This window comes from Neptunomonas marina (genome assembly GCF_004005935.1).
Classification (GTDB): Bacteria; Pseudomonadota; Gammaproteobacteria; order Pseudomonadales; family Balneatricaceae; genus Neptunomonas; species Neptunomonas marina.
The window spans coordinates 102859-125787 of record NZ_SACQ01000002.1 but is presented as its reverse complement, the minus strand read 5'-3'; the positions used below and the strand labels follow the sequence as shown (position 1 = coordinate 125787).

At 52.5% G+C, this 22929-nt stretch carries 21 protein-coding genes; 19 read left to right on the top strand and 2 right to left on the bottom strand.

Annotation, left to right across the window (positions count from 1 at the left end):
* Positions 1-34: 34 nt before the first annotated feature.
* Positions 35-1816 carry a GGDEF domain-containing protein gene (locus EOE65_RS05280; protein ID WP_127693256.1) on the top strand — a complete coding sequence of 594 codons (1782 nt, stop codon included), beginning with the start codon at positions 35-37 and terminating at the stop codon, positions 1814-1816.
* Positions 1817-1849: 33 nt separating this feature from the next.
* Here EOE65_RS05280 and EOE65_RS05275 read toward each other — a convergent pair whose 3' ends face one another.
* Positions 1850-3589, bottom strand: a complete 1740-nt coding sequence (locus tag EOE65_RS05275) for a SulP family inorganic anion transporter (protein ID WP_240656920.1) — start codon at positions 3587-3589, stop codon at positions 1850-1852.
* Positions 3590-3685: 96 nt separating this feature from the next.
* Between EOE65_RS05275 and EOE65_RS05270 the strand changes: the two genes are divergently transcribed.
* The 6 genes from EOE65_RS05270 (at position 3686) to parC (ending at position 10431) form a co-directional block, all read left to right on the top strand.
* Positions 3686-4306 (top strand): NUDIX domain-containing protein, encoded by a 621-nt coding sequence (locus EOE65_RS05270; protein ID WP_127693255.1) that lies wholly within the window; start codon positions 3686-3688, stop codon positions 4304-4306.
* Positions 4307-4310: 4 nt separating this feature from the next.
* Positions 4311-4760, top strand: a complete 450-nt coding sequence (locus EOE65_RS05265; protein ID WP_127693254.1) for a DUF1249 domain-containing protein — start codon at positions 4311-4313, stop codon at positions 4758-4760.
* Positions 4757-5518 carry a metallophosphoesterase gene (locus EOE65_RS05260; RefSeq protein WP_127693253.1) on the top strand — a complete coding sequence of 254 codons (762 nt, stop codon included), beginning with the start codon at positions 4757-4759 and terminating at the stop codon, positions 5516-5518. The genes EOE65_RS05265 and EOE65_RS05260 overlap by 4 nt, the downstream gene beginning before the upstream one ends.
* 70 nt (positions 5519-5588) lie before the next feature.
* A complete protein-coding gene (locus EOE65_RS05255; protein ID WP_127693252.1) occupies positions 5589-6212 on the top strand; it encodes a YqiA/YcfP family alpha/beta fold hydrolase in 624 nt (207 codons plus the stop codon).
* 43 nt (positions 6213-6255) lie between these two features.
* Positions 6256-8148 (top strand): DNA topoisomerase IV subunit B, encoded by a 1893-nt coding sequence (gene parE, locus EOE65_RS05250; protein ID WP_127693251.1) that lies wholly within the window; start codon positions 6256-6258, stop codon positions 8146-8148.
* 18 nt (positions 8149-8166) lie between these two features.
* Positions 8167-10431 (top strand): DNA topoisomerase IV subunit A, encoded by a 2265-nt coding sequence (gene parC, locus EOE65_RS05245; protein ID WP_127693250.1) that lies wholly within the window; start codon positions 8167-8169, stop codon positions 10429-10431.
* Between the two features lie 141 nt (positions 10432-10572).
* Here the strand turns inward: parC and EOE65_RS18115 are convergent, their stop codons facing one another.
* Positions 10573-12141 (bottom strand): hypothetical protein, encoded by a 1569-nt coding sequence (locus EOE65_RS18115; protein WP_206052620.1) that lies wholly within the window; start codon positions 12139-12141, stop codon positions 10573-10575.
* A gap of 86 nt (positions 12142-12227) precedes the next feature.
* Here EOE65_RS18115 and EOE65_RS05235 point away from each other — a divergent pair, with 86 nt between their 5' ends.
* From EOE65_RS05235 to lipB, 12 genes are all read left to right on the top strand, one after another.
* The gene (locus EOE65_RS05235; protein ID WP_127693249.1) at positions 12228-13484 is read left to right on the top strand and encodes a glutamate-5-semialdehyde dehydrogenase; all 1257 of its coding nucleotides are present in this window, start codon (positions 12228-12230) and stop codon (positions 13482-13484) included.
* A 3-nt stretch (positions 13485-13487) separates the two neighbouring features.
* A complete protein-coding gene (gene nadD, locus EOE65_RS05230) occupies positions 13488-14132 on the top strand; it encodes a nicotinate-nucleotide adenylyltransferase (RefSeq protein ID WP_240656919.1) in 645 nt (214 codons plus the stop codon).
* 16 nt (positions 14133-14148) lie between these two features.
* Positions 14149-14505, top strand: a complete 357-nt coding sequence (rsfS, locus tag EOE65_RS05225; protein WP_127693248.1) for a ribosome silencing factor — start codon at positions 14149-14151, stop codon at positions 14503-14505.
* Positions 14505-14972, top strand: a complete 468-nt coding sequence (gene rlmH, locus EOE65_RS05220) for a 23S rRNA (pseudouridine(1915)-N(3))-methyltransferase RlmH (protein WP_127693247.1) — start codon at positions 14505-14507, stop codon at positions 14970-14972. Before rsfS ends, rlmH begins: the two co-directional genes overlap by 1 nt.
* Positions 14973-14974: 2 nt before the next feature.
* Positions 14975-16882 (top strand): penicillin-binding protein 2, encoded by a 1908-nt coding sequence (mrdA, locus tag EOE65_RS05215; RefSeq protein WP_127693246.1) that lies wholly within the window; start codon positions 14975-14977, stop codon positions 16880-16882.
* Positions 16875-18017 carry a rod shape-determining protein RodA gene (gene rodA, locus EOE65_RS05210; protein ID WP_127693245.1) on the top strand — a complete coding sequence of 381 codons (1143 nt, stop codon included), beginning with the start codon at positions 16875-16877 and terminating at the stop codon, positions 18015-18017. The genes mrdA and rodA overlap by 8 nt, the downstream gene beginning before the upstream one ends.
* A gap of 20 nt (positions 18018-18037) precedes the next feature.
* Positions 18038-19015 (top strand): lytic murein transglycosylase B, encoded by a 978-nt coding sequence (gene mltB, locus EOE65_RS05205; RefSeq protein ID WP_206052619.1) that lies wholly within the window; start codon positions 18038-18040, stop codon positions 19013-19015.
* A gap of 2 nt (positions 19016-19017) precedes the next feature.
* A complete protein-coding gene (locus EOE65_RS05200; protein WP_127693243.1) occupies positions 19018-19839 on the top strand; it encodes a septal ring lytic transglycosylase RlpA family protein in 822 nt (273 codons plus the stop codon).
* 85 nt (positions 19840-19924) lie between these two features.
* Positions 19925-21073 carry a D-alanyl-D-alanine carboxypeptidase family protein gene (locus tag EOE65_RS05195; RefSeq protein ID WP_127693681.1) on the top strand — a complete coding sequence of 383 codons (1149 nt, stop codon included), beginning with the start codon at positions 19925-19927 and terminating at the stop codon, positions 21071-21073.
* A 77-nt stretch (positions 21074-21150) separates the two neighbouring features.
* Positions 21151-22011, top strand: a complete 861-nt coding sequence (locus EOE65_RS05190; protein ID WP_127693242.1) for a D-amino acid aminotransferase — start codon at positions 21151-21153, stop codon at positions 22009-22011.
* The gene (locus tag EOE65_RS05185) at positions 22008-22280 is read left to right on the top strand and encodes a YbeD family protein (RefSeq protein WP_127693241.1); all 273 of its coding nucleotides are present in this window, start codon (positions 22008-22010) and stop codon (positions 22278-22280) included. The genes EOE65_RS05190 and EOE65_RS05185 overlap by 4 nt, the downstream gene beginning before the upstream one ends.
* Entirely contained in the window at positions 22280-22927 is a 648-nt protein-coding gene (gene lipB / locus EOE65_RS05180) for a lipoyl(octanoyl) transferase LipB (protein WP_127693240.1), read from the top strand. The genes EOE65_RS05185 and lipB overlap by 1 nt, the downstream gene beginning before the upstream one ends.
* Positions 22928-22929 lie beyond the last annotated feature (2 nt).

Here is a 22929-nt window from a genome sequence, read left to right as displayed (position 1 = left end):
TAACCAATCCTAAGCTTGTTTATCGCTCAGTAAAATGCCGTTACTTCAAGAAGCTCGCTCGTTGTCCGAAGCAGAACAGGTGTTGTCGCAGATTATCGATAGTGCAGCGATAACGCCCTACTTTCAGCCGATCTTTGACCTTTTAACAGGCGATGCAGTGGGGCATGAAGCGTTGTCCCGAGGCCCAGAAAATAGCCTGTTATTCACCCCTGATGCGCTCTTTCAGACCGCCATCGCCATGGGGCGACTACATGAGCTTGAGCTGGTATGCCGCAGCCAAGCATTGAGTCGGTTCGCCGCGCTCAAACTGCCTGGCAAGCTGTACCTAAATATCAGTGCTTCGCTGTTGGCCTCCTCCGACCATCAAAAAGGGATGACGTTAGCGCTGCTCGAAAAGATGCAGATCGAGCGTGAGCGTATTGTTATTGAGCTCTCGGAAAAGCAACCCTACGACCATTTTGGCCTCTCCAGAGCGGCGGTGGAATACTACCGTGAAATGGGCTTTCAGGTGGCCATAGATGACCTTGGTGTTGGCTATTCTGGCTTGCGTATGTGGTCGGAGTTGCAGCCTGAATGCGTCAAGATCGATCAGCATTTTGTGCGCGGCGTTGATCGCGATATGGTGAAGCGGGAGTTCATCTTAGCGATTGTCTCCATTGCGAAGAAGTTGCAGTGCGAACTCATCGCTGAGGGGATTGAGACGAAAGAGGAGCTAGATACGCTCATTGAGCTGGGAGTCAGCCGCGGGCAGGGTTTTCTGCTCGGTAAGCCGCATCCGGAGCCCAGCCGTTTTCACAGCGATTTTCTCTCCAATCGTGCGCGCCGCATGGAGGAGAAGACCCGCATGAGCGAGGACGAAACGGTGCTTTCGCTCTGTCGCACCATGCCAGCTGTGAACGAAACGCAGATGCTGCACGAGGTTGATCGGCTCTTTAAAAAGACGCCCGAGCTCGATGCAGTACCGGTTTTGAACAACGGGATACCTGTAGGGATTGTGCGCCGCCAAGACTTGTTAGAGCTGTTCTCCGCCCAATATGGTCGGGCGCTCTACGAGAAAAAACCGGCATCCAGTGTGATGTCACAAGATATGCTGGTGGTGGAGAGCTATGTTGGGCTATCTAAGGTGTCCTATCAGTTAACGAACCAAGATACTGCGCACCTGACTAGCGAAATTATCATTGTGCAAGATGGCGTCTACCTTGGTGTTGGTAGTTTGCGTGACCTGCTCAAGCGTATTACTGATCTCAAGATTCAAAACGCTACCTACTCAAACCCACTCACGTTGCTGCCTGGGAATGTACCGATCAATCGAGAGATCGATCGCCGCTTAAAGCAAGCGCTGGAGTTTCGGGTTGCCTATTTTGATCTCAATGACTTTAAGCCCTTCAATGACTACTACGGTTACGCCAAGGGTGATCAGGTTATTCAGCTATTAGGGCGGATCATTAAGCGCTGTATTACCTCGAGTGACTGTTTTGTGGGGCATATCGGTGGGGATGACTTCGTGGTGATTTTTGGGTGCCTTGATTATGCCGCGCGCTGCCAGCAGATCCTTGATGAGTTCGCTGATGAGGTGCGGGAGTATTATGCGCCAAAAGAGTTGCAAGAGGGGGGGATTTGGGCGGTGAATCGTGCCCAAGAGCGTAGCTTCCACCAGATATTGAGTCTCGCGATTGGTATTGTTTTTCCAGACCCTTACGCCTGTGAAAGCTACCATGAAGTGGCCGAGCTTGCTGCTGAGGCGAAGAAGCAAGCAAAGAAAGAGGGCGGCAACACCTTATTTATTTCGCGCCGCCGCAAAGTTCGCCTCTCTTAGCGAGGTACGGCAATAGGTGCCGTGCCTACAGAGTTAACACTGCGTTTCAAGCTGTCTGACGCCCTCATCTGTGGTGAAGAAGATCTCGCCACAGGCTAGGTGATCGGCAAATTTTACCCGCTCCAAACGGTCCATTACCGGACCTTTAATCTCTGAGAAATGTAAGCAGATCCCTTCGCTGTGCAGTTGATGGCTAAGGTTTTCGAGGGTCTCAAGCGCGCTGGCATCGATATCATTCACAGCCGCACAGTTGATTAGGGTGTGTCGGATGTTTGGGTGCTGGGCGATGTGCGCCAGAATAAACTGCTCGACATAGCGTGTGTTCGCGAAAAATAAGCTCTCATCAACACGCAGAATCAGAATATCAGGGTGAGTGGAAACATCATGGCGCTCAATGTTACGAAAATGCTCCGATGCGCCCACGCGGCCAATGATCGCGATATGTGGTTGGCTCGTACGTTTAAGTAGGATCGCGATCGAGAGCGCAATACCCAATACAATGCCCAGCTCTACGCCCAGTAAGAGCACCGCAATAAAGGTGGCGACCAGCGTTAGCGCGTCGCCTTTGTTATAGCGCCACGCTTGGCGCAAACTGCTGATATCGATCAGCGGCAAGACCGCCAGTAAGATAATTGCGGCCAGTGTTGCGGTGGGTAGGTTGGTGAGCAGCGGCGTGAAAAATGCAACGACCAGAGCAACGAGCACCGCCGTGATCAACGAGGCGATTGTTGTTTGTGCACCTGCGCTAAAGTTAACCATCGAGCGGCCAAAGCCCCCAGCAACCGGAAACGTGCCGCTAACGGCTGCACCAATATTAGCTGCCCCCAGTGCAAGGAGTTCTCGGTTTGGGTCGATGCGTTCGCGGCGTTTACTGGCCAGCGCGGTACCCACTGATACGCTCTCCACGTAACCAATCAGCGCGATAAGCAGCGCGGGCATCCATAGATCTTGCCATAAAGTTGGGTTGATGAAGTTTAAACTGAGAGCGGGGATGCCACTCGGTATTTCACCCACAATCGCCACTGACGCGCTATCCAGCCACGTGACCAGCACCATACCTGCAATGATGGCGAACATCGGCCCGCCCTTGCAAACGGCTTCGGCTAACCAGCTTGGCGCTGCTGCGCGCTTGAGCAAACAGCACAGTGGCTTTTTGGTGATGAGCAGCACCATAATCGAACTGATGCCCACCAAGAGCGTATCAGCATCGGAGTTCGGCAGTGTATTGGCTGTTTGGGTTAGCGAAGCGAGAAAGTCGCCCCGTTCAATCTCTAATCCGAGTAGATGTTTGAGCTGGCTGAGTGCAATGATCACGGCAGCCGCGCTGGTAAACCCAGATATGACAGAGTGGCTCATAAAGTTCACGATACTGCCGAGCTTTAGCAGGTGCATCAGGAATAGGAACAGCCCAACCAGCAAGGCGAGATTGATAGCCGCTTGGATATAAGCCGCAGAACCTGGTGCAGCGAACTCGCTGAGTGCGGATGTCACCATCAGGGATGCGATCGCAACCGGGCCTACCGCAAGGGAGCGGCTGCTGCCTAGCAGTGCATAACAGAACAGTGGCAGCATGCTGGCATAAAGCCCATATTCTGCAGGCATGCCTGCCAGCAACGCATACGCCATACCTTGAGGGATGATTAGAATAGCCACAACGATACCAGCCATCAGATCATTGAAGAGGCTGCTGCTATCGTAGTGCTGTAGCCAGCGAACCATTGGTTGCGTGGCTAAGATATCGTCTATTTTGCCGCGCCGAAGCGTTGTTTTCATATTCTATTATCGAATAAATATATATTTATAGATTATAAATAATACCATAGGGTTCGCCAGTGCCGTGGTATATTTTCTCACTCTTAAGGAGGACCTATGCAAAAGAGTTGGCAGCCTCAATTCTGCAATAACGATCTGCAGATTGAGCGTGACGAGGTGATTTGCGAAAGCTTCTATCAGATGCGAGAGCTTGAAATCACTTTACCAAAATTTGAGGGCGGCAAGATCACGATTAAACGCGATCTGTTTTGGCGCCCCGATGCCGTGTGTGTGTTGCTGTTTGATCCGCGACAGGATGTTGTGGTGCTGGTGGAACAGTTTCGTATTGGCACGATTGATCATCCGCATAGTCCTTGGTTGCTGGAGCTGGTTGCAGGTGTTGTGGATGAGGGGGAGACGTTAGAAGGCGTGGCCCGCCGCGAGAGCATCGAAGAAGCTGGCGCTGAGATTGAGAGAATCGAGCATCTCTATCGCTTTAGTCCAAGCCCCGGTGGTGCGCGTGAGTATATTGATATCTTCTGTGCTCAAGTGGATGCGGCTGTTTTAGGCGGCTGTCACGGGCTTGAAGAGGAGGGCGAGGATATCAAGGTTCATCAGTTTAAGACGGCAGAAGTGTTCGCGATGTTATCGCAGGGAGTTATTGATAACGCTCCTGCTATTATCGCTCTGCAATGGCTGCAGTTGCACCGCGAGCGCTTGATTCGCGAGTGGAGCTAACTTGATGAGGCGCAAATACGTTCCGGATCTTACGCGGCAGATGTCGATCTGCGAGGCAAACTACGCACGTGTGAATAAACTGATGCCCGACCTAGAACATCAGGATGCGCGTGAGTTCTCGATCAGCTCACAAGAGCAGCAGTCTGCGGTACGCATCGAGGTCATGGAGCGTTTTACCTATACAACGACGCTGCGAGTCTCACAAAGCAGTGCAGCCACACCCTGGCTTGATGCACCAACACTGTTGGTACGTCTTTACCACGATGCAGGCATGGCGGAAGTTATCCACACCGAACGGCGCCAGTTTTCAGGTGCGTATAGCTATCCGAATCATCAGATGTTTCAACCGGATGAAAAAGCGCAGTTGAACCATTACTTAGGTGAATGGCTTAGCCACTGTCTGCGCTATGGGCAGCATCACGAGCCTATTTATCTGGCCTATCCTGCGTCATGAAACTCATTCAAATTACCGACTTTCACCTCCAAGAAACGCCTGATACATTTCACAATGGCGTCGATCCAGAGGTGCGCTTTAATGCGGTACTGGCCGCCATTAGAGAGGAACATGCTGATTGCGATCTGTTGTTGATGACAGGGGATTTAGCCCATCACGGCTACGAGAGTGCCTATCAGCGGATTGAAATGGCAACCCGCCATCTTGCTAAGCAGCGTTGCTGGCTGCCGGGCAATCATGACGATGCTAGCAAGATGCAGCGCTTTACTGAGCTTGCTCAGCAGCGGCTTATTATGGCACCGTGGGATATTTTGCTGCTCGACTCCACAAGCCAACCCGATGGTGTGGGTAGCGGCTCACTTGCAGACGCCGAATTGGAGCGGCTAGCAAACTTTTTGCAGGCCCCAAAAGCGCCCTTTCAGATGGTGGCGCTGCACCACCCGCCGCTACCGGTAGGTAGCCGTTGGCAAGATGAGATTCGCTTGGGTAACAGTACTGAATTTCTCTCCATCGTTGAACGTTACGCCAGCAATGCACTGAAATTAGTTGTATGTGGGCACTTACATCAAGCCCATGAATTGGCACTGGCCGAGGCTCAGCTGATCTCTACGCCAGCCACTGCCGCACAATTTGTGAGCTTCCAAGCAACACCGCAGATTGAGCTTCGTGGTGATGCATCTCTTCCCGCCTATCGCTGGTTTGAACTAGACTCAAACGGTTGCTTCAAGAGCGCGGTGGAGCGCGTCCCACTCGTCTAGCGTTATCTGGGCTTGCATCGTGCCAAGAGCTTCGGTAGTTTTCAGTTAAAATGCTGTAAGGATAACCAGTATGTCACGCCACATGATCATCTACGTGCACGGCTTTAATAGCTCGCCTGACTCTATCAAAGCACGCTTGTTAGGGCAGTACTTGGCTGCCCAGCACCCAGATATCGACTATCGCGTGCCTGCGCTATCCCACTGGCCGAGTGAAGCGGTTGCCAGTGTTGAGGCGCTGATTGAAGAGGTGCCCGGCCAGAAAGTAACATTGGTGGGTAGCTCACTAGGTGGGTTCTACAGTATTTGGTTAACTGAACGATATAAACAGTGCCGTGCGGTACTGGTGAATCCAGCGATCTATCCACATCGTCTACTGGCTGATTGGTTGGGAGAAAATGAAAATCTCTACACCCACGAGCGTTACACATTAACCCCCACGCATCTCCACCAGCTAGAAGCGCTGGCGCTACCATGCATTACACAGCATGAGCGGTTTTTGCTGCTGACCCAAACGGCAGATGAAACGCTCGATTATCGTGAAGGTGCGGAGTATCTGGACGGTGCAGAGCAGTTTGTACAGCGTGGAGGCAGTCATGGCTTTGATCGCTTTGAGGATCTTATGCCAGCCATTGTGGCGTTTGGCCGCGGCACGGTGGCGCTGCCACCGGCGACTGAGCTTGCTGCCAGTCAGTAAATCATAGAATCGACAACGTTTTAGCTACAGGAAATTTCCATCCATGTCGACGCAATATAATGCAGACGCGATTGAGGTGCTCAGCGGGTTAGACCCCGTCAAGCGCCGCCCGGGCATGTATACCGAAACGGATCGCCCAAACCACCTAGCTCAGGAAGTGATCGACAACTCAGTCGATGAAGCTTTAGCGGGCCACGCCAAGCAGATCGACGTTACGCTGCACAAAGATGGCGCGCTAACGGTATCTGATGATGGCCGCGGAATGCCTGTTGATATCCACCCAGAAGAGGGGGTGAGTGGTGTTGAGCTGATCCTTACACGGCTCCACGCAGGGGGTAAATTTAACAACGATAACTACAGCTTCTCCGGTGGTTTACATGGGGTTGGGGTGTCCGTTGTTAATGCGTTGTCGAAGTTACTTGAAGTACAGATTAAGCGCGAAGGAAAGGTCTACCAGATCGCCTTTGCTGATGGTGAAAAGGTATCCGACTTGGAAGTGGTCGACACCTGCGGCAAACGTGCCAGCGGTACGAGCGTGCGCTTTCTTCCTGACCCGCAATATTTTGATTCGCCCAAATACAGTGTTTCTCGCTTAAAGCACAACTTAAGAGCAAAAGCTGTACTGTGCCCTGGTCTTAAAGTCACTTTCACCGACCTGAGCAGCGGTAAGAAAGAGCAAGAAACTTGGTACTACGAAGATGGCTTGAGTGCGTATTTAAAAGGCCTTACGCAAGTCTATGAAACACTACCTGCTGAACCTTTTGTGGGTGCTCTGACGGGCGATGAAGATGCCGTAGAGTGGGCAGTGCAGTGGTTGCCAGAGGGCGGTGAGCTAGCGTGTGAAAGCTTTGTGAACCTGATCCCCACTGCGCAAGGCGGCACGCATGTTAATGGTTTTCGTACCGGTTTATTGGAGGCGATGCGGGAGTTTTGCGAGTTCCGCAACCTATTGCCGCGCGGCGTTAAGCTGACGGGTGATGATATTTGGGAGCGCTGTGCTTATATTCTGTCGGCGAAGATGCGTGACCCACAGTTTGCTGGACAAACGAAGGAGCGGCTCTCCTCCCGCCATATTGCGGCTTTTATCTCTGGTGTGACAAAAGATGCTTTCTCGTTGTGGCTTAACAGCCATGTTGAGGAGGGCGAGAAGCTAGCCGAATCGGTTATCGCCAACGCACAGCGCCGTTTGCGCTCCAGTAAAAAAGTGGTGCGTAAGAAGGTGACTCAGGGGCCAGCGCTACCGGGTAAGCTTGCCGATTGTGCAGGCTCTGAGGCGATGCGCTCTGAACTATTCCTTGTTGAGGGTGACTCTGCTGGCGGTTCAGCTAAGCAAGCGCGCGACCGGCAGTTCCAAGCGATCATGCCCTTGCGCGGTAAAATTCTGAACACCTGGGAGGTGGACTCTGGCCAGATTCTCTCCTCCCAAGAGATCCATGATATTTCTGTCGCCGTGGGTGTGGAGCCGGGGTCCGCCGATCTAGATGGTCTACGCTACGGCAAAATCTGCATTCTTGCCGACGCTGACTCTGACGGCGCCCATATCGCGACGCTGATCTGTGCGCTGTTTCTGCGCCACTTTAAACCGCTGGTGGATGCCGGCCACGTCTTTGTGGCGATGCCGCCGCTGTATCGGATCGATGCTGGCAAAGAGGTCTACTACGCCCTGGATGATGACGAACGCGAAGGGGTGATGGAGCGTCTGCGCGCCGAGCGTAAAAATGTGAAGATCAACGTACAGCGCTTTAAAGGGTTGGGCGAGATGAACCCCATGCAACTGCGCGAAACAACCATGGATCCTGATACGCGCCGCTTAGTGCAGCTTACCGTGTCTGCAGAGGACGATGCGCATGAAATGCTGGATATGCTGTTGGCGAAGAAACGGGCGGCAGATCGTAAGAGTTGGTTAGAAAGTAAAGGTAATCTGGCGGAGCTATAGGCGGGCGGATAAAGAAACATGAGTGAACTAATTGTAGATGACAGCATCGAGCGCCTGTCGATAAAAGCCTTTACCGAAAAAGCGTATCTGGATTACTCCATGTACGTAATTTTGGATCGCGCACTACCGCATATCGGTGACGGCATGAAACCGGTGCAGCGCCGCATTGTGTACGCTATGTCGGAGCTGGGCCTTAAAGCGGCAGCAAAATATAAGAAATCTGCCCGCACAGTGGGCGATGTGTTGGGTAAATATCATCCTCACGGTGATAGCGCCTGTTATGAGGCGATGGTGCTGATGGCGCAGCCGTTTAGCTATCGTTACCCATTGATTGATGGGCAAGGTAACTGGGGCTCGCAGGATGATCCTAAATCCTTCGCCGCGATGCGTTACACCGAAGCGAAGTTGGCAAAGTACGCCGAAGTTTTACTGAAAGAGTTGGGGCAGGGAACCGTTGATTGGCAGCCAAACTTTGATGGCACACTATCTGAGCCGGTAACGCTACCCTCGCGTTTGCCCAACGTATTACTCAACGGCGGTACGGGTATCGCTGTTGGTATGGCAACCGATATCCCGCCGCACAACCTGCGTGAAGTGGGGCAGGCGTGTATCCACCTGCTTGAGAATCCGCGTGCGGACCTAGCTGAGCTATGTGAATTTGTGCCCGGGCCGGATATGCCCACCGATGCTGAGATCATCTCCTCACGCAGCGATCTGCGTAAGCTTTATGAGACGGGGCGCGGCTCGGTAAGAATGCGTGCGGTCTATCAACGCGAGCAAAGCGACATCGTCATTACGGCGCTGCCCTATCAAGTCTCCGGTGCTAAAGTGCTGGAGCAGATTGCCCAGCAGATGCAGCAGAAAAAACTGCCGATGGTGTCTGACCTACGGGATGAATCTGACCACGAGAATCCCACGCGCTTGGTGATTGTGCCGCGCTCGAATCGTGTGGATGTTGAGCAGTTAATGGCGCACCTATTTGCCTCCACCGATTTGGAGCGCACTTATCGTGTCAATATGAACATGATCGGTGTAGATGGTCGACCACAGGTGAAGGACCTGCGTCAGATTCTCACTGAGTGGCTCAGCTGGCGTACACAAGTTGTGCGTCGCCGCCTGCAGCACCGACTCGATAAGGTGATGGATCGCTTACATATCCTCGAAGGTTTGATGGTGGCGTACCTCAATATTGATGAGGTGATCGCGATCATTCGCTACGAGGACGACCCTAAAGCCGAGCTGATGAACCGCTTTGGGCTAAGCGCCATTCAAGCCGATGCCATTCTAGATCTTAAACTGCGCCACTTGGCTAAACTGGAAGAGTTTAAGATCAAATCAGAACAGGATGAGCTAGAAGAGGAGCGTAAGCGTCTTGAGCTGATTCTAGGTTCTGATCAGCGTATGCGTACCTTGATCAAGAAAGAGATTCGCGAAGACATCGAAACATATGGCGATGCTCGCCGCTCCCCGATTGTTGAACGTCAGGAAGCGCAAGCCTTCAGTGAGAAGGATCTGCTCTCGGCCGACCCGGTCACCATGGTGATCTCTAAGCAGGGCTGGGTGCGGGTTGCTAAAGGCCATGAAGTGGATGCCGCTGGGTTGAACTATAAATCAGGAGATGGTTTTAAGCTGGCCTGCCAAGGGCGTATGAACCAGCCGATGATCCTGCTTGACTCCACCGGCCGTAGCTTCACATTGGAAACCCATCAACTGCCCTCTGCGCGCGGTCAGGGGGAGCCGGTAACCGGTAAAATCACCCTTGCGAAAGGTGCGACGATTGACGCTGCGGTATCGGGTAAGCTGTCGGATAAAGTGCTGGTCGCATCGGATGCCGGCTACGGCTTTGTCACCACGATCAACGATCTAACCAGCAAGACAAAGAACGGTAAAGCGGCACTGACGTTACCGAAAAAAGCACAGGTATTGCCGCCTATCCCAGTGACCAATGCGGATGCGTTACTCGCCGCGGTCACGAATGAAGGGCGCTTGTTGGTGTTCCCCGTTGCGGATTTGCCGGAGCTTGCGCGGGGTAAAGGCAATAAGATCATTAATATTCCTACCGTGCGTGCTGCAGCACGTGAGGAGTTGGTAACGCAACTTGCCCTGTTGTCACCAAGCGCAACCTTGCAGGTGAGTGCTGGTAAGCAGCATCTGAAGCTGAAACCTGCTGATCTTGATCACTACCGAGGTGAGCGTGGCCGCCGGGGTAACAAGCTACCGCGCGGCTATCAACGTGTGGATAGTCTGGAAGTGATGGGTGAGGAGCAACCGGCTGATAGCTAGTATCAGCCGGTTGTGCAAACGGGCTTCCTTGCAGCCATCCTTTGGCTGTCCTTGCTGACTTGGCGTCCTGCCTGCAGCTCCAACATCCGATAGTGCTCATCTTGCCGTTAATTTGTGACGGCAAGATGACGCTTTTATACCTTAATCTTTGGGCGTTGCTGCTTTCTCTTTACGATTGAGTATATGGCCCGCCTGTTTCTTGAGAAGATCCTGATAAGTTTGGCCTAGCGACATAATCAGGACTTTATCTTCATCCTCGCGGCGAACTTCTGCACCAGATAACAGTGTGGACTTCAGTTTCTTCGCTTCGGTTAATGCTGTGTGGCTGATCAGATCGTTGGATTGTGTGGTGCGCGTTAGGAAGAGCGCTTCCTCTTTGATGCGGTTTATCTTTTCGCGGCTGCCGCGCACGATCGCCATATGCAGATTAAGTACCGGCTTAAAGGCGCGGATGCGCTGCTGATTAAAAGCGCGATAAAGCAACGTATATAGCTTGGCTGCGCACAGGCCGTGGATGCCGTGGCTGTCGTCGGCGCTTTGTTCATCAAAGAACAGTTGTAGGTCGCCGCTGGCGGTGACTTCTAAGCGGCCACCATAGATGGAAGCCACCTTGCGCATGAGCGCTTCATAGCTTTGTAGCAGGTATTCGTGCTCTTCCGGTTCGACATAGTCAGCGTGACCGGTTGTGGCATCAACCAAGAACAGGTAGGAAGCTTCCTCTGGCGCGATACTGAGCTCCAGTTCATGTTCCAGTGAGTAAAGGTCAAGCTGCTCCTCTTGGCGAGCTTTTTCATGTACCCGCAGCGGATTGGGCTGGTCAGCGGGTGCTGTTGATTGCTTCGGTGCTAACTGAGGAGCGGGCTCCAGCGTGATCTCGGGTTGCTCCGCTTTGGGCTCAGGGTCGCCAAGCGAGGGCGTGAACTGTGGCATTGCTGGCAAGGACTCAGGTTTTAGCAGGTCGATCAGATCATGGTTATCCACAGCGGTGTTCTGTGGTTGAGCTTCAAATGGCGATGGCTCAGGCTGATCTTCGGCTTCGGCTTCGGCTTCGGCTTCGGCTTCGGCTTCGGCTTCGGCTTCAAGCGCCGTTTCTTCTAAATCGGACAGTTTTTCAGCATGTTGCGGCGCGCTTGTTTCTATCTGCTCAAGAGTTGCTTCCGGTTGGCGCTTTAGCAGCCACCACAGTGCGATAAGTGCAATGACAATCGATACCAAAGAGAGCAGCGCAGCTTGCATTAGCAAGCGCTCCGTTTGCCCGCGCACATTGGATGGGTCAAGGTGGACGGTAAGCGTGCCAATACTCAGGCTTGCTCCGCCAAGGGTGACTTCAATTGTTTGAGGGGAGGTGTCACCCGCTTGAGCCAAACGTTGGTTGTTTTCGTCGATCACCTCAGCACCGCTAATCCATGGGATCTCAAGGAGATTGGAGAGATAGAAATTCAGACTGATTTTATCTTCAGCAATAATGTAGGGCTGAATCGAGATCGCAGTTTGGCGCGCGATATGCTCGCCGGCATGCTGAGTTTGGGTTTGAATCGTTTTATCTGCCATCAAACTAAGGAAAACACTAACCATTATCCAGCCACAGAGAAGGATCGCGGCCGTTACCAGTAACGGGCGTAGGGTCTTGAGTTTGGTGTTTGCGCGCATAGAGGTCCGCTTGGTTGGAATCAGGGCAGATATTCCGCGAATCATACCAGCAACCGCCACAGATCGTTACTCTCTGTGCGCAATTCATGACCGCGCACAAATAGCATTGTATAATGTTGGGTTCACTGAATGTGGAAGGGTGAGAAATGAACGTCGAAGAATACATGGTTAAGTTGGGTCAGCAGGCACGTCGTGCGGCTCGGCTGATCGCTCGTGCGGACTCGGGCCAAAAGAACCAAGCGCTGCTGGCAATGGCTGCAGCACTGGATGCTAACCGCCCCGCACTGATTGAGGCGAATGCGAAAGACCTAGCTGCGGGTGCAGCGAATGGTTTGGACGCAGCAATGTTGGACCGCCTTGAGCTTAAGCCCGCGACGATCGATGGCATGATCGAAGGGTTGAAGCAGGTTGCGGCATTGCCCGACCCGGTGGGCGGTATTACCGACATGAACTATCTCCCCTCTGGCATTCAAGTGGGTAAGATGCGCGTGCCGTTGGGCGTCATCGGTATCATTTACGAATCACGCCCGAATGTGACGGTCGAAGCCGCAAGCCTTTGTTTGAAGTCGGGTAATGCAACGATCTTGCGTGGTGGTTCTGAAGCGATCCACTCCAACCAAGCGGTTGCAGCGTGCATCGCGCAAGGTTTGGAAGCGGCGGATTTACCTGCTGAAACGGTACAAGTTGTTGAGACAACGGACCGTGCAGCGGTGGGCCAGTTGATTACGATGCCTGAGTATGTTGATGTGATCGTGCCGCGCGGCGGTAAGGGCCTAATCGAGCGTATTAGCCGCGATGCTAAGGTGACAGTTATCAAACATTTGGATGGTATCTGCCACGTCTACATTGATGCGCAGGCTGATATGTCGAAGGCGGTTAATATCGCCCTCAACGCGAAAACTCATCGCTACGGTACGTGTAACACCATGGAAACGTTATTGGTACACGAAGCAGCCGCTGCGGAGGCTTTGGCTGAGTTAGCGGTGGGCTTTGCGACAGCGGGTGTGGAGTTGCGTGGCTGTGAGAAGACACGTGAGCACTTACCAACGATCAATGCCGCGACTGAAGAGGACTGGAGCACAGAATATCTTGCTCCGATCCTGTCGATTAAAGTCGTTGCTGACATGGATGAGGCGATTAGCCATATCAATGCCTATGGCTCTCACCATACGGATGCCATCGTGACAGAAAACTATACGCTGTCGCGTCGCTTCCTGCGTGAGGTGGATTCCAGCTCGGTGATGATTAACGCATCGACACGCTTTGCAGATGGATTTGAGTACGGTTTAGGTGCTGAAATCGGTATCTCGACTGATAAGATTCATGCTCGCGGCCCTGTTGGGCTGGAGGGTTTGACCTCGCAAAAGTATGTCGTTCTTGGTGATGGGCACGTGCGTAAGTAACGGATGAAAAGCCCTTACGTAATGATGGGTGGGACCTTTGATCCTATCCATCATGGCCACTTGCGCACGGCGCTAGAGATCCAGCAATGGCTGAATGTTCCAAAGGTTAACCTTGTGCCTGCCAAAGTACCGGTGCATCGAGAATCACCCGGTTCTTCGGCTGAGCACCGCTTAGCGATGGTTCAACACGCGGTTGCAGACGAACCTGCGTTAGGCTGCAATGCGCTCGAAATTGAGTCCAGCCATGACTCCTACACAGTTTTAACTCTGGAAAAGCTGCGTGAACAGCATGGCGAAGATACCCCTTTAATTATGATTGTCGGGATGGACGCGTTCCTGAAACTCCATACATGGTTTCGGGCTAGCGAACTGCTGACGTTAGCCAATATTTTGGTGGTCGCTCGGCCCGGATATCAGGCGCACTTTTGTGATGCGTTGAAGGCGCTGGTGGATGGCCATATTACGGCTGATAAAGCGCTTTTGCTGGCGCGCCCGCAGGGCGTGGTGTGCTTTCATGAGCTAACACCGCTGGCGATATCAGCAACACAAATAAGGAACCTGATTGACGATGGGTTGTCTGCCAGATACCTGTTGCCAGAATCTGTACGTCGTTACATCGATGACAATCAGCTTTATAGAACAACTTAAGAGTAAAGAAAAATACATGCAAACTGAGCAACTGATCGAAATCGTGCGTAATGCACTAGATGATATGAAAGCACGTGATATTGATGTAATCGATGTACGTGGTAAATCGAGCGTGACGGACTACATGATGATCGCCTGCGGGACATCCAAGCGCCACGTGATGTCGATCGCCGAAGAGGTTGTGGTCAACGTTAAAGAGGAAGGCCTGCAGCCTATCGGTACAGAAGGTCAAGGTGTAGGTGACTGGGTGCTGGTTGATCTTGGTGATGTGCTTTTGCACGTGATGATGCCAGACGCACGCAGCTTCTATGACCTAGAGCGCTTATGGCGCTTTGATCCAATGGATGATGAGCAAAGCGCGGAGCAAGCTTAATGAAAATTCGCTTACTCGCTGTTGGCGGTAAAATGCCCAAGTGGGTTGAACAGGGGTATCAAGAGTATAGTAAGCGCTTACCGCGCGACCTGACGCTTGAACTCGTGGAGCTACCTTTGGGGCATCGTGGCAAAAGCAGCGACAAAGCGAAAGCGATTCGCCAAGAGGGCGATGCTATGCTCGCGGCGATCGGTAAGAACGAGCGCGTTGTGGCGTTAGAGGTGCTGGGTAAACCTTGGTCGACTGAAGATCTTGCTGAGCACCTTAGCGGCTGGCAGATGGATGGCCAGAATGTGGCGCTGTTGGTGGGTGGGCCTGATGGGCTTGATCCACGTTGCAGCGCACTCGCTACCCAGAAGTGGTCGCTATCACCATTAACTTTGCCACACCCTTTAGTGCGCGTGCTGCTGGCTGAGCAGGTTTATCGCGCTTGGACCGTCAATCAAGGTCACCCCTACCATAAATAACTATGTCTCGACCGGAACGCTTTAAAGATCACCATCAAGAGGGGCGCACATTCCGTTTTCGCGCCGTGCTTGCTTTTCTGTTTGTCTTGCTAATGATCGGCGTCCTAGTGGGGCGGATGTACTATTTGCAGGTGGTCGAGCATGATCGTTACGCGGCTATGTCGGACAACAACCGCGTGCAACTCAAGCCCGTGGCGCCAACACGGGGTCTGATCTACGACCGCAACGGCATTTTGTTGGCCGATAACCGGCCTAGCTACAGTGTCACCATCCTCAAAGAGGAGGTGGGTAAAGCGCTGGAACCGACACTCGCAGAGCTGCGTAAACTGATCCCTATCACAGATAAAGAGGTTGAGCGCTTCCGTAAGCGTCTTAAGCAGCGCCGTCGCCCTTACGAGAGCGTGCCGGTGCGTTTTCGCCTCACTGAGGAGGAGATAGCACGCCTCGCTGTGAACTACCATCGCCTTCCCGGTGTGCAGGTGGAAGCAAACCTGATTCGCTACTACCCCTATGGCGAAAGCTTAGTGCATGCACTTGGTTACGTTGGCCGGATTAACCAGCGTGAGCTTGCAGCGGTAGACCCAGATAACTACGCCGCTACCCACTACATCGGCAAGCTGGGTGTCGAAAAGTTCTACGAGCCGACCCTGCATGGCGAAGTGGGTTGGCAGAAGGTGGAGACGAACGCCCGTGGGCGCGTGATGCGTGTCCTAGAGAGCACTGATCCTGTGCCGGGTGAGGATCTGCAGCTCACCATTGATCTGCGCTTACAGCTGATTACCGAAAAGCTGCTGCAAGGCGAGAAAGCCTCTATCGTGGCTATTGAACCGAAAACGGGTGATATCTTAGCGCTTGTTTCGACCCCCGGTTACGACCCGAATCTATTTGTTACGGGCATCTCTACAAAAGACTACAGCCGCTTACGCGACTCTCCAGATCTGCCTTTGTTCAACCGTGCTTTGCGCGGCGGATATCCGCCGGGTTCGACTGTGAAGCCGATTACTGCGCTGGCGGCGATCGACAGTGAATCTGTTCCTGAAACCCACACTGTGCGTGATCCCGGCTGGTATAGCCTACGCCCGGGCGGGCGTCGTTATCGCGACTGGAAACGTGGTGGCCACGGCAACAAGGTTGATCTGAAACTGGCGATGGCGCAGTCGTGCGATGTTTGGTTCTACGATGCTGGCTACAAAACGGGTATTGATAATATGTCTGACTACCTTGGCCGCTTTGGCTTTGGTCAGGTAACCAGTTTAGACCTACCAGAGGCGCTGCCCGCAGTGTTGCCGTCTCGTGAGTGGAAAAAACGTACGCGTCGCTTACCTTGGTATCCCGGTGATTCGTTGAACCTGAGTATCGGGCAAGGGTTCTTGGTGGCTACACCATTGCAGCTAGCCACAGCGTCTGCTGTGTTGGCTAACCGTGGTAAGTGGGTGCAGCCAAAAATGTTGAAGGGCGTGCGCACACCGTTGGATGACGGTGGCGTGGGGCTTAATATGCCGGTGCTGGATAACCCTCAATCGCATCCTAAAGATGTTGAACTTAACCACCCTGAGTTTTGGGATTTAACGGTCGATAATATGGTTGAAGTGGTACACGGCGAGCGTGGTACTGCCCGTAAGATCGGCCTTGATGCGCCATACACTATTGCCGGTAAGACGGGAACTGCGCAGGTCGTTGGTATCAAACAAGATGAGCGCTACGATGCAGATAAACTTGAAAAGCGTTTCCATGACCACGCGCTCTTTATCGCCTTCGCGCCCGCTGAAGATCCCAAAATTGCCTTAGCGGTGATCGTCGAGAATGGCGGAGGCGGCTCAAGCACGGCTGCGCCGTTGGCGCGCAAAGTGATGGATGCATATCTGTTAGGTGATGATCTAGAGCCTAAACCGGAGGTGGCGAGTGAGTAGCCGGGATTTCGAACGCTCGATGCCTGAGTCTGGGCATCACCTGCAACGTAAGCCTAGTTGGTGGAGCTACACTCACCTTGATGGCTGGATGTTGGCGCTATTGGCGCTGCTGTGTGGATTTGGTTTGTTTATTCTATACAGTGCATCTGGCAAAGATGTGGCCTACGTCTCACGTCAGGCGGTGCGCATGGGAGCGGGCTTCGTGGCGCTAGTGGTTTTGGCTCAGTTTAGCCCTCGTCTAATGGCGCGCTGGGCACCATGGGTGTATGGCGTCGGTGTTCTGCTGCTCGTTGGTGTAATACTGTTTGGGGTTGGCGCAAAAGGAGCACAGCGCTGGTTGGCTTTACCCGGTTTTCGCTTCCAGCCCTCTGAAATTATGAAACTGATTCTGCCGCTGATGATTGCTGCCTATCTTGCGAAGCGGCCGCTACCACCAAGCTTGAAGCACTGTTTCTGGAGCTTGGTGATGATCGGCCTGCCTACGGTGCTGATCATGAAGCAGCCGGATCTCGGTACATCACTTTTGATTGCTGCATCAGGCATTTTCGTGCTGTTGTTCTCCGGTATTCGTTGGCGCTATATCTTTGCGGCATTGGGCGCAGCAGGGGCTGCGTTGCCGGGCCTTTGGATGGTTATGAAAGATTATCAGCGCCAACGTGTACTGACGTTCTTAGACCCGGAAAGCGACCCACTGGGTTCAGGTTGGAACATTATCCAATCGAAAACGGCGATCGGTTCGGGTGGTGTTTGGGGTAAAGGCTGGCTGTCTGGCACTCAGTCGCAACTCGACTTTTTGCCCGAGTCTCATACTGACTTTATTATCGCTGTTATTGCCGAAGAGCTTGGCATGATCGGTGTCATCCTACTGCTAGCGGTGTATATCTTGATCATCGGCCGTGGGCTGTGGATGGCTGCGCAGATTCAGGATTGCTTTGGTCGATTAGTTGCTGGCAGTATCGTGCTCACGTTTTTTGTCTATGTTTTTGTCAACATTGGTATGGTGAGCGGGCTGCTCCCTGTTGTTGGGGTGCCGCTTCCGATGGTGAGCTACGGTGGTACGTCCATCGTGACCTTGATGGCGGGTTTCGGTATTTTGATGTCGATGCATACCCATAAACAGATGCTATTACGCTAGTGCGAATAAGGATGAATAGGATGTTGCAAAGAGCAGGATGGTGGATTGGTGTATTGATGGCCTTTGCAAGTGGCGCGCAAGCGAGCTACCTGCAGCACCCCGAAGCTAAAGCTTGGATGGATACGTTAGTCTCTCAAGGTATCGAGAAGACAGAGGTCGAGAAAGTACTATCGGTGGCTAAAAAGCAACAATCGATTCTCGATGCGATGAGCCGACCTGCTGAGAAGCGTCTAGACTGGGGCGGCTACCGCAAGATCTTTATGACCAAGAAGCGGATCAGTCGTGGTGTGACTTTTTGGCAACAAAATGCTGCAGCATTGCAGAAAGCCGAAGCAACCTACGGTGTGCCTGCTGAGGTGATCGTCTCGATCATCGGCGTCGAGACCCATTATGGTCGCATCATGGGTAACTACCGTGCGGTGGATGCGTTGGCTACGTTGGGGTTCGACTATCCGCGTCGTGGTGAGTTTTTTCGTGGCCAGTTGAAAGACCTGATGACCGTCGCGGCTCAAGAGGGCAAAGCTATTGATAGCTTTAAAAGCTCCTATGCCGGTGCCATGGGGTATGGGCAGTTTATTCCTTCAAGTTTCTTAGCGTATGCGATCGACTTTGACGGCGATGGTAAGCGCGATATGTGGCGCAATACTACCGATGCTATCGGCAGCGTTGCGAACTATTTCAAACAGCATGGCTGGGCCTCGGGTGAGCCAGTCGTGTTACCGGTAACGGTGCCGCGTGGCGAGCCCACTGATATCAATACGGGTTTAAAGCCGAGCCGTGCACTGGCTCACTGGTTGGCTGAAGGAGTCGTCATTGAGCAGAGTGAGATCGCCAACGATCCGGCGGTTTTGTTGGCTATGCGCAGCGGCGAAAAAACCGACTATTACCTAGGTTTTAACAACTATTACGTCATTACACGCTATAACCGCAGCCGACTTTACGCGATGGCGGTACATGAGCTTAGCCAAGCAGTCGCACACGCTTATCGCGGAGGTTAGAGATGGTTCGTTATGGAGTTTTGGTAACACTGATCGCCGTTGTGCTGGCGGGTTGTTCGAGTAAGCCCAAGAGTCGCTATAGCGTTGAACATGACTATGGGCCTAAGAGTCCTGTAGATGTGTCACATGTAAAGGACGCGGTGCCTCGCGTTGAGCCGAAGAGCCGTGGTGGTAACAAAAGCCCTTATCGTGTGCTTGGCAAAACCTATCACATCATGCCGTCATCGCTTGGCTATAAAGAGCGTGGCGGAGCCTCTTGGTACGGTAAGAAGTTCCATGGGCACCTCACTTCAAACGGCGAGCGTTACGACATGTATGCGATGAGTGCAGCTCACAAATCGTTGCCGCTACCCACGTTTGTCAAGGTGACTAACCTTGCCAACGGTCGTCAAGTGATTGTGCGCGTTAATGATCGTGGCCCGTTTCACCCCGGACGTATTATTGATCTCTCTTATGCCGCGGCTTCTAAGCTAGGTATGCTTGCGCAGGGAACGGCTCAGGTTGAAGTCGAGGCGATCGATCCTGCGCGTTGGCAGTCGAGCCAGCAAGTATTAGCTGCAGAGCCGCCTACACCAGCGCCCACGTTGGGCCGGTTCGTTCAAGCGGGAGCTTTTTCCAATGAGGCCAATGCACGGGCTTTAGCTGCGCGGCTTGAGCAGCAACTGGCGTTGCCTGGCAAAGTTGTTTCGACGCAAGCGGCACAAGGTTTGTTGTATCGTGTCTATGTGGGGCCGCTGAAATCCGACCCGCTTATTGAGCAAACACTAAAGCGCTTAGCAACGTTGGGTGTCACTGGCGCGCGTCTGGTGGACTTACCCCAATGACGCCGGTAGAGTAGAACTTTTCGCGTATTGCGCCGTCTATCTGAACTAATTTTGGTAAATGAATCAGGAATTTATTGTGCAACGAATGCCTTCTGCCTTGTTGAGTTTCTTCCTTTTAATCGTGTTTGCTGGGCATCTGCATGCGGCGACTGCGCTCATTCCGTCTGCGCCTACTGTTGCTGCGCGCTCGTACCTTGTAATGGATGCTGATACTGGCAAAGTCATTCTTGATGAAAAAGCGGATGAGCGTTTTGCGCCAGCCAGCTTAACGAAGATGATGACCAGCTATATCGTTGAGTATGAGCTAACGAAAGGCAACGTCAGCGAAGAGGATCTGGTACTGGTGAGCGAAAAAGCATGGCGCACGCCGGGTTCGCGCATGTTTATTAAAGAGGGTACTCAGGTCAAGCTTGGGGATCTTCTGAAAGGTATCATCATTCAGTCAGGTAACGATGCATCGGTTGCTGTGGCAGAGCATATTGCGGGTAGTGAGTCAGCTTTTGCAGACCTCATGAACCAGCATGCTCAGCTGCTGGGTATGACAAACACTCACTTTGCTAACGCAACGGGTTTGCCAGCGGAAGATCACTACTCATCGGCGGCTGATATGGCAATCCTAGCCAAAGCGATTATTCAGCAGTTCCCACAACACTACGGTATCTATTCTGAGAAGTACTTTACGTATAACAAGATTCGTCAGCCAAACCGCAACAAGTTGCTGTGGCGTGACCGTACGGTTGATGGTATCAAAACAGGCCATACTGAAGAGGCGGGTTACTGCCTTGTCGCGTCTGCCAAGCGTGATGGTATGCGTCTTATCTCGGTTGTGATGGGCACCTCTAGCGAGGAAGCACGTGCCCAAGAGAGCCAAAAAATCTTGGCGTATGCCTTCCGTTACTACCGTACTCACAAGCTTTACAATGCTGATGAGGTATTAAACTCAGCTCAGGTTTGGGGTGGTTTGCAAGATAGCGTGCGCTTAGGCCTTGGTAGTGAGCTTTCAGTCACTATCCCTCGTGGCCAGGCTGATCAGCTAGAAGCAACACTGGATGTGGATAAAGTCATCAAAGCGCCGGTGGTTGCAGGCGAGAACTACGGTGTTGTGCGCGTGATGCTAAATGGTGAAGAGGTGTCTGCGGTCCCATTGATCGCACTGGAAGATGTATCTGAAGGTGGCCTGCTGAAAAAGATCTGGCACTCGATCATGCTGTTCTTCATTAATCTGATCGGCTAAGTTAAATCCCTTATTGATTTTGCTCTTAGATGCCCACATCGTATGATGTGGGCGTTTTTATTTATGAGGGCTGCACTATGGAAATCGTCTATCTGGACGGTGCATTTCTGCCCGCTGATCAAGCGAAAGTATCGGTCTTTGATCGTGGTTTTCTGTTTGGTGATAGCGTGTATGAGGTTATCCCTTTTTATCAAGGTGTTGGTTTTCGTCTTGAGGAGCATTTAGCGCGTCTGGCGCACAGCCTTGATGCACTGCAAATCCCTCACAGTGATAACCTCGATGAAGCGCTCAATAAGCTTGTGGCTCAAAACGGCGGTGGAAACGTGTCTGTCTATGTGCAGATTACGCGCGGTAACGCAGGTAAGCGTAGCCACGCGGTAACAGCAGATATCACGCCTACGGTGTTTGCGTGCTGTCAGCCGATAGCGCCTATTTATGAAACCGGCCCTGAGGTGATTGAAGGCGCTCGTGTCATCGTAACCGATGATCTGCGCTGGCAACGTTGCGATATTAAAGCCAATGGCCTGTTGGCGAATATTTTGGCAATGCGACAGGCGCATGAAGCGGGAGCGGCTGAAGCGCTATTGCAGAAAGAGGGCTGGATTAACGAAGGCTCCAGCAGCAATGTATTTATCGTGGAGCAAGGGCATGTTATTACGCCACCTCTGCATAAAGGAATACTCAGCGGCACAACGCGAGCGCTCGTATTGGAGCTTGCCCAGCAGCACGGCGTACAGGTCACAGAGAGTAATATCAGCTATGAGCGGCTGATTGGCGCAGATGAGGTATGGATTACCAGTTCAACACGTGGCGTGTTACCTGTGACCGCAGTTGACGAACACCCCATTGCTGGCGGCCAAAAGGGGCCGCTTTGGTTACAAATGTTTAAGTTATTTACTCGTTATCAACAAGGCCTGATGACGGGGGAGTCCCTATGACAAATCAAGAACCACCAAAAATTGAATTTCCATGTGAAAATTACCCAATCAAGGTTGTGGGTAACAAGTCTGATGAGTTGCATGTTCTCGTTTTAGATATCGTGCGCAAGCATGCTCCGGACTTCGATGAAACTACCGTTACCTTTCAAGATAGCAGTAAGGGCAGCTTTCGGTCGGTACGCTTCTCCATCACCGCTACCGGCGAAGCCCAGTTAAAGGCGATGCATGAAGAGCTGATTGCTCATGACAGCATCAAGATCGTTATCTGATGGATAGCCAAGTCATTATTCGTCAGCTCGGTGTTGAACCTTATGAACCGACTTGGCAGAAGATGCAGCACTTTACTGATCAGCGTGATGAAAGCACGCCTGATGAGATATGGCTGCTGGAACATGAACCCGTGTTTACGCAGGGGCAAGCTGGTAAAGCGGAGCACCTGTTAAACCCTGGCGATATACCCGTTGTGCAGGTCGATCGTGGCGGCCAAGTGACTTACCATGGTCCGGGGCAGCTGGTGGTTTATCTGTTATTGAATCTACGTCGCCACAAATTTGGCGTGCGTGATGCGGTTACGATGATGGAAGAGGCCGTTGTCGAAACACTGCGTAGCTTTGGTATTGAATCCTATGCCAAGCCTGACGCACCGGGTGTTTATGTAGATGAGCAAAAAATTGCATCGCTTGGGCTAAGGGTGCGTAAAGGGTGTACCTTCCATGGATTGGCTTTGAACATCGATATGGATATGGAGCCTTTTCTGCGCATTAACCCGTGTGGATACGCAGGTATGCAGATGGCCCAACTTGGGGCGTTGGTGCCTGGCGTTGATCCCCAAGAGGTGCGCCGCCGTATGATCGATTACTTTGTGAGCAAAATTGGTTATACTTTAGTATTGAATAAGAATAGTTTGGATGTGTAAAG

Excerpts from the sequence above, each read along its gene's own strand:
- EOE65_RS05260 (WP_127693253.1), top strand. The coding sequence starts at position 4,757 with ATGAAACTCATTCAAATTACCGACTTTCACCTCCAAGAAACGCCTGAT.
- EOE65_RS05280 (WP_127693256.1), top strand. The coding sequence starts at position 35 with ATGCCGTTACTTCAAGAAGCTCGCTCGTTGTCCGAAGCAGAACAGGTG.
- EOE65_RS05270 (WP_127693255.1), top strand. The coding sequence starts at position 3,686 with ATGCAAAAGAGTTGGCAGCCTCAATTCTGCAATAACGATCTGCAGATT.
- rlmH (WP_127693247.1), top strand. The coding sequence starts at position 14,505 with ATGAAAATTCGCTTACTCGCTGTTGGCGGTAAAATGCCCAAGTGGGTT.
- parC (WP_127693250.1), top strand. The coding sequence starts at position 8,167 with ATGAGTGAACTAATTGTAGATGACAGCATCGAGCGCCTGTCGATAAAA.
- EOE65_RS05185 (WP_127693241.1), top strand. The coding sequence starts at position 22,008 with ATGACAAATCAAGAACCACCAAAAATTGAATTTCCATGTGAAAATTAC.
- mrdA (WP_127693246.1), top strand. The coding sequence starts at position 14,975 with ATGTCTCGACCGGAACGCTTTAAAGATCACCATCAAGAGGGGCGCACA.
- nadD (WP_240656919.1), top strand. The coding sequence starts at position 13,488 with ATGAAAAGCCCTTACGTAATGATGGGTGGGACCTTTGATCCTATCCAT.
- EOE65_RS05200 (WP_127693243.1), top strand. The coding sequence starts at position 19,018 with ATGGTTCGTTATGGAGTTTTGGTAACACTGATCGCCGTTGTGCTGGCG.
- EOE65_RS05190 (WP_127693242.1), top strand. The coding sequence starts at position 21,151 with ATGGAAATCGTCTATCTGGACGGTGCATTTCTGCCCGCTGATCAAGCG.
- EOE65_RS05195 (WP_127693681.1), top strand. The coding sequence starts at position 19,925 with ATGCCTTCTGCCTTGTTGAGTTTCTTCCTTTTAATCGTGTTTGCTGGG.
- EOE65_RS05235 (WP_127693249.1), top strand. The coding sequence starts at position 12,228 with ATGAACGTCGAAGAATACATGGTTAAGTTGGGTCAGCAGGCACGTCGT.
- EOE65_RS05265 (WP_127693254.1), top strand. The coding sequence starts at position 4,311 with ATGAGGCGCAAATACGTTCCGGATCTTACGCGGCAGATGTCGATCTGC.
- EOE65_RS05275 (WP_240656920.1), bottom strand. The coding sequence starts at position 3,589 with ATGAAAACAACGCTTCGGCGCGGCAAAATAGACGATATCTTAGCCACG.
- rsfS (WP_127693248.1), top strand. The coding sequence starts at position 14,149 with ATGCAAACTGAGCAACTGATCGAAATCGTGCGTAATGCACTAGATGAT.
- parE (WP_127693251.1), top strand. The coding sequence starts at position 6,256 with ATGTCGACGCAATATAATGCAGACGCGATTGAGGTGCTCAGCGGGTTA.
- mltB (WP_206052619.1), top strand. The coding sequence starts at position 18,038 with ATGTTGCAAAGAGCAGGATGGTGGATTGGTGTATTGATGGCCTTTGCA.
- EOE65_RS05255 (WP_127693252.1), top strand. The coding sequence starts at position 5,589 with ATGTCACGCCACATGATCATCTACGTGCACGGCTTTAATAGCTCGCCT.
- lipB (WP_127693240.1), top strand. The coding sequence starts at position 22,280 with ATGGATAGCCAAGTCATTATTCGTCAGCTCGGTGTTGAACCTTATGAA.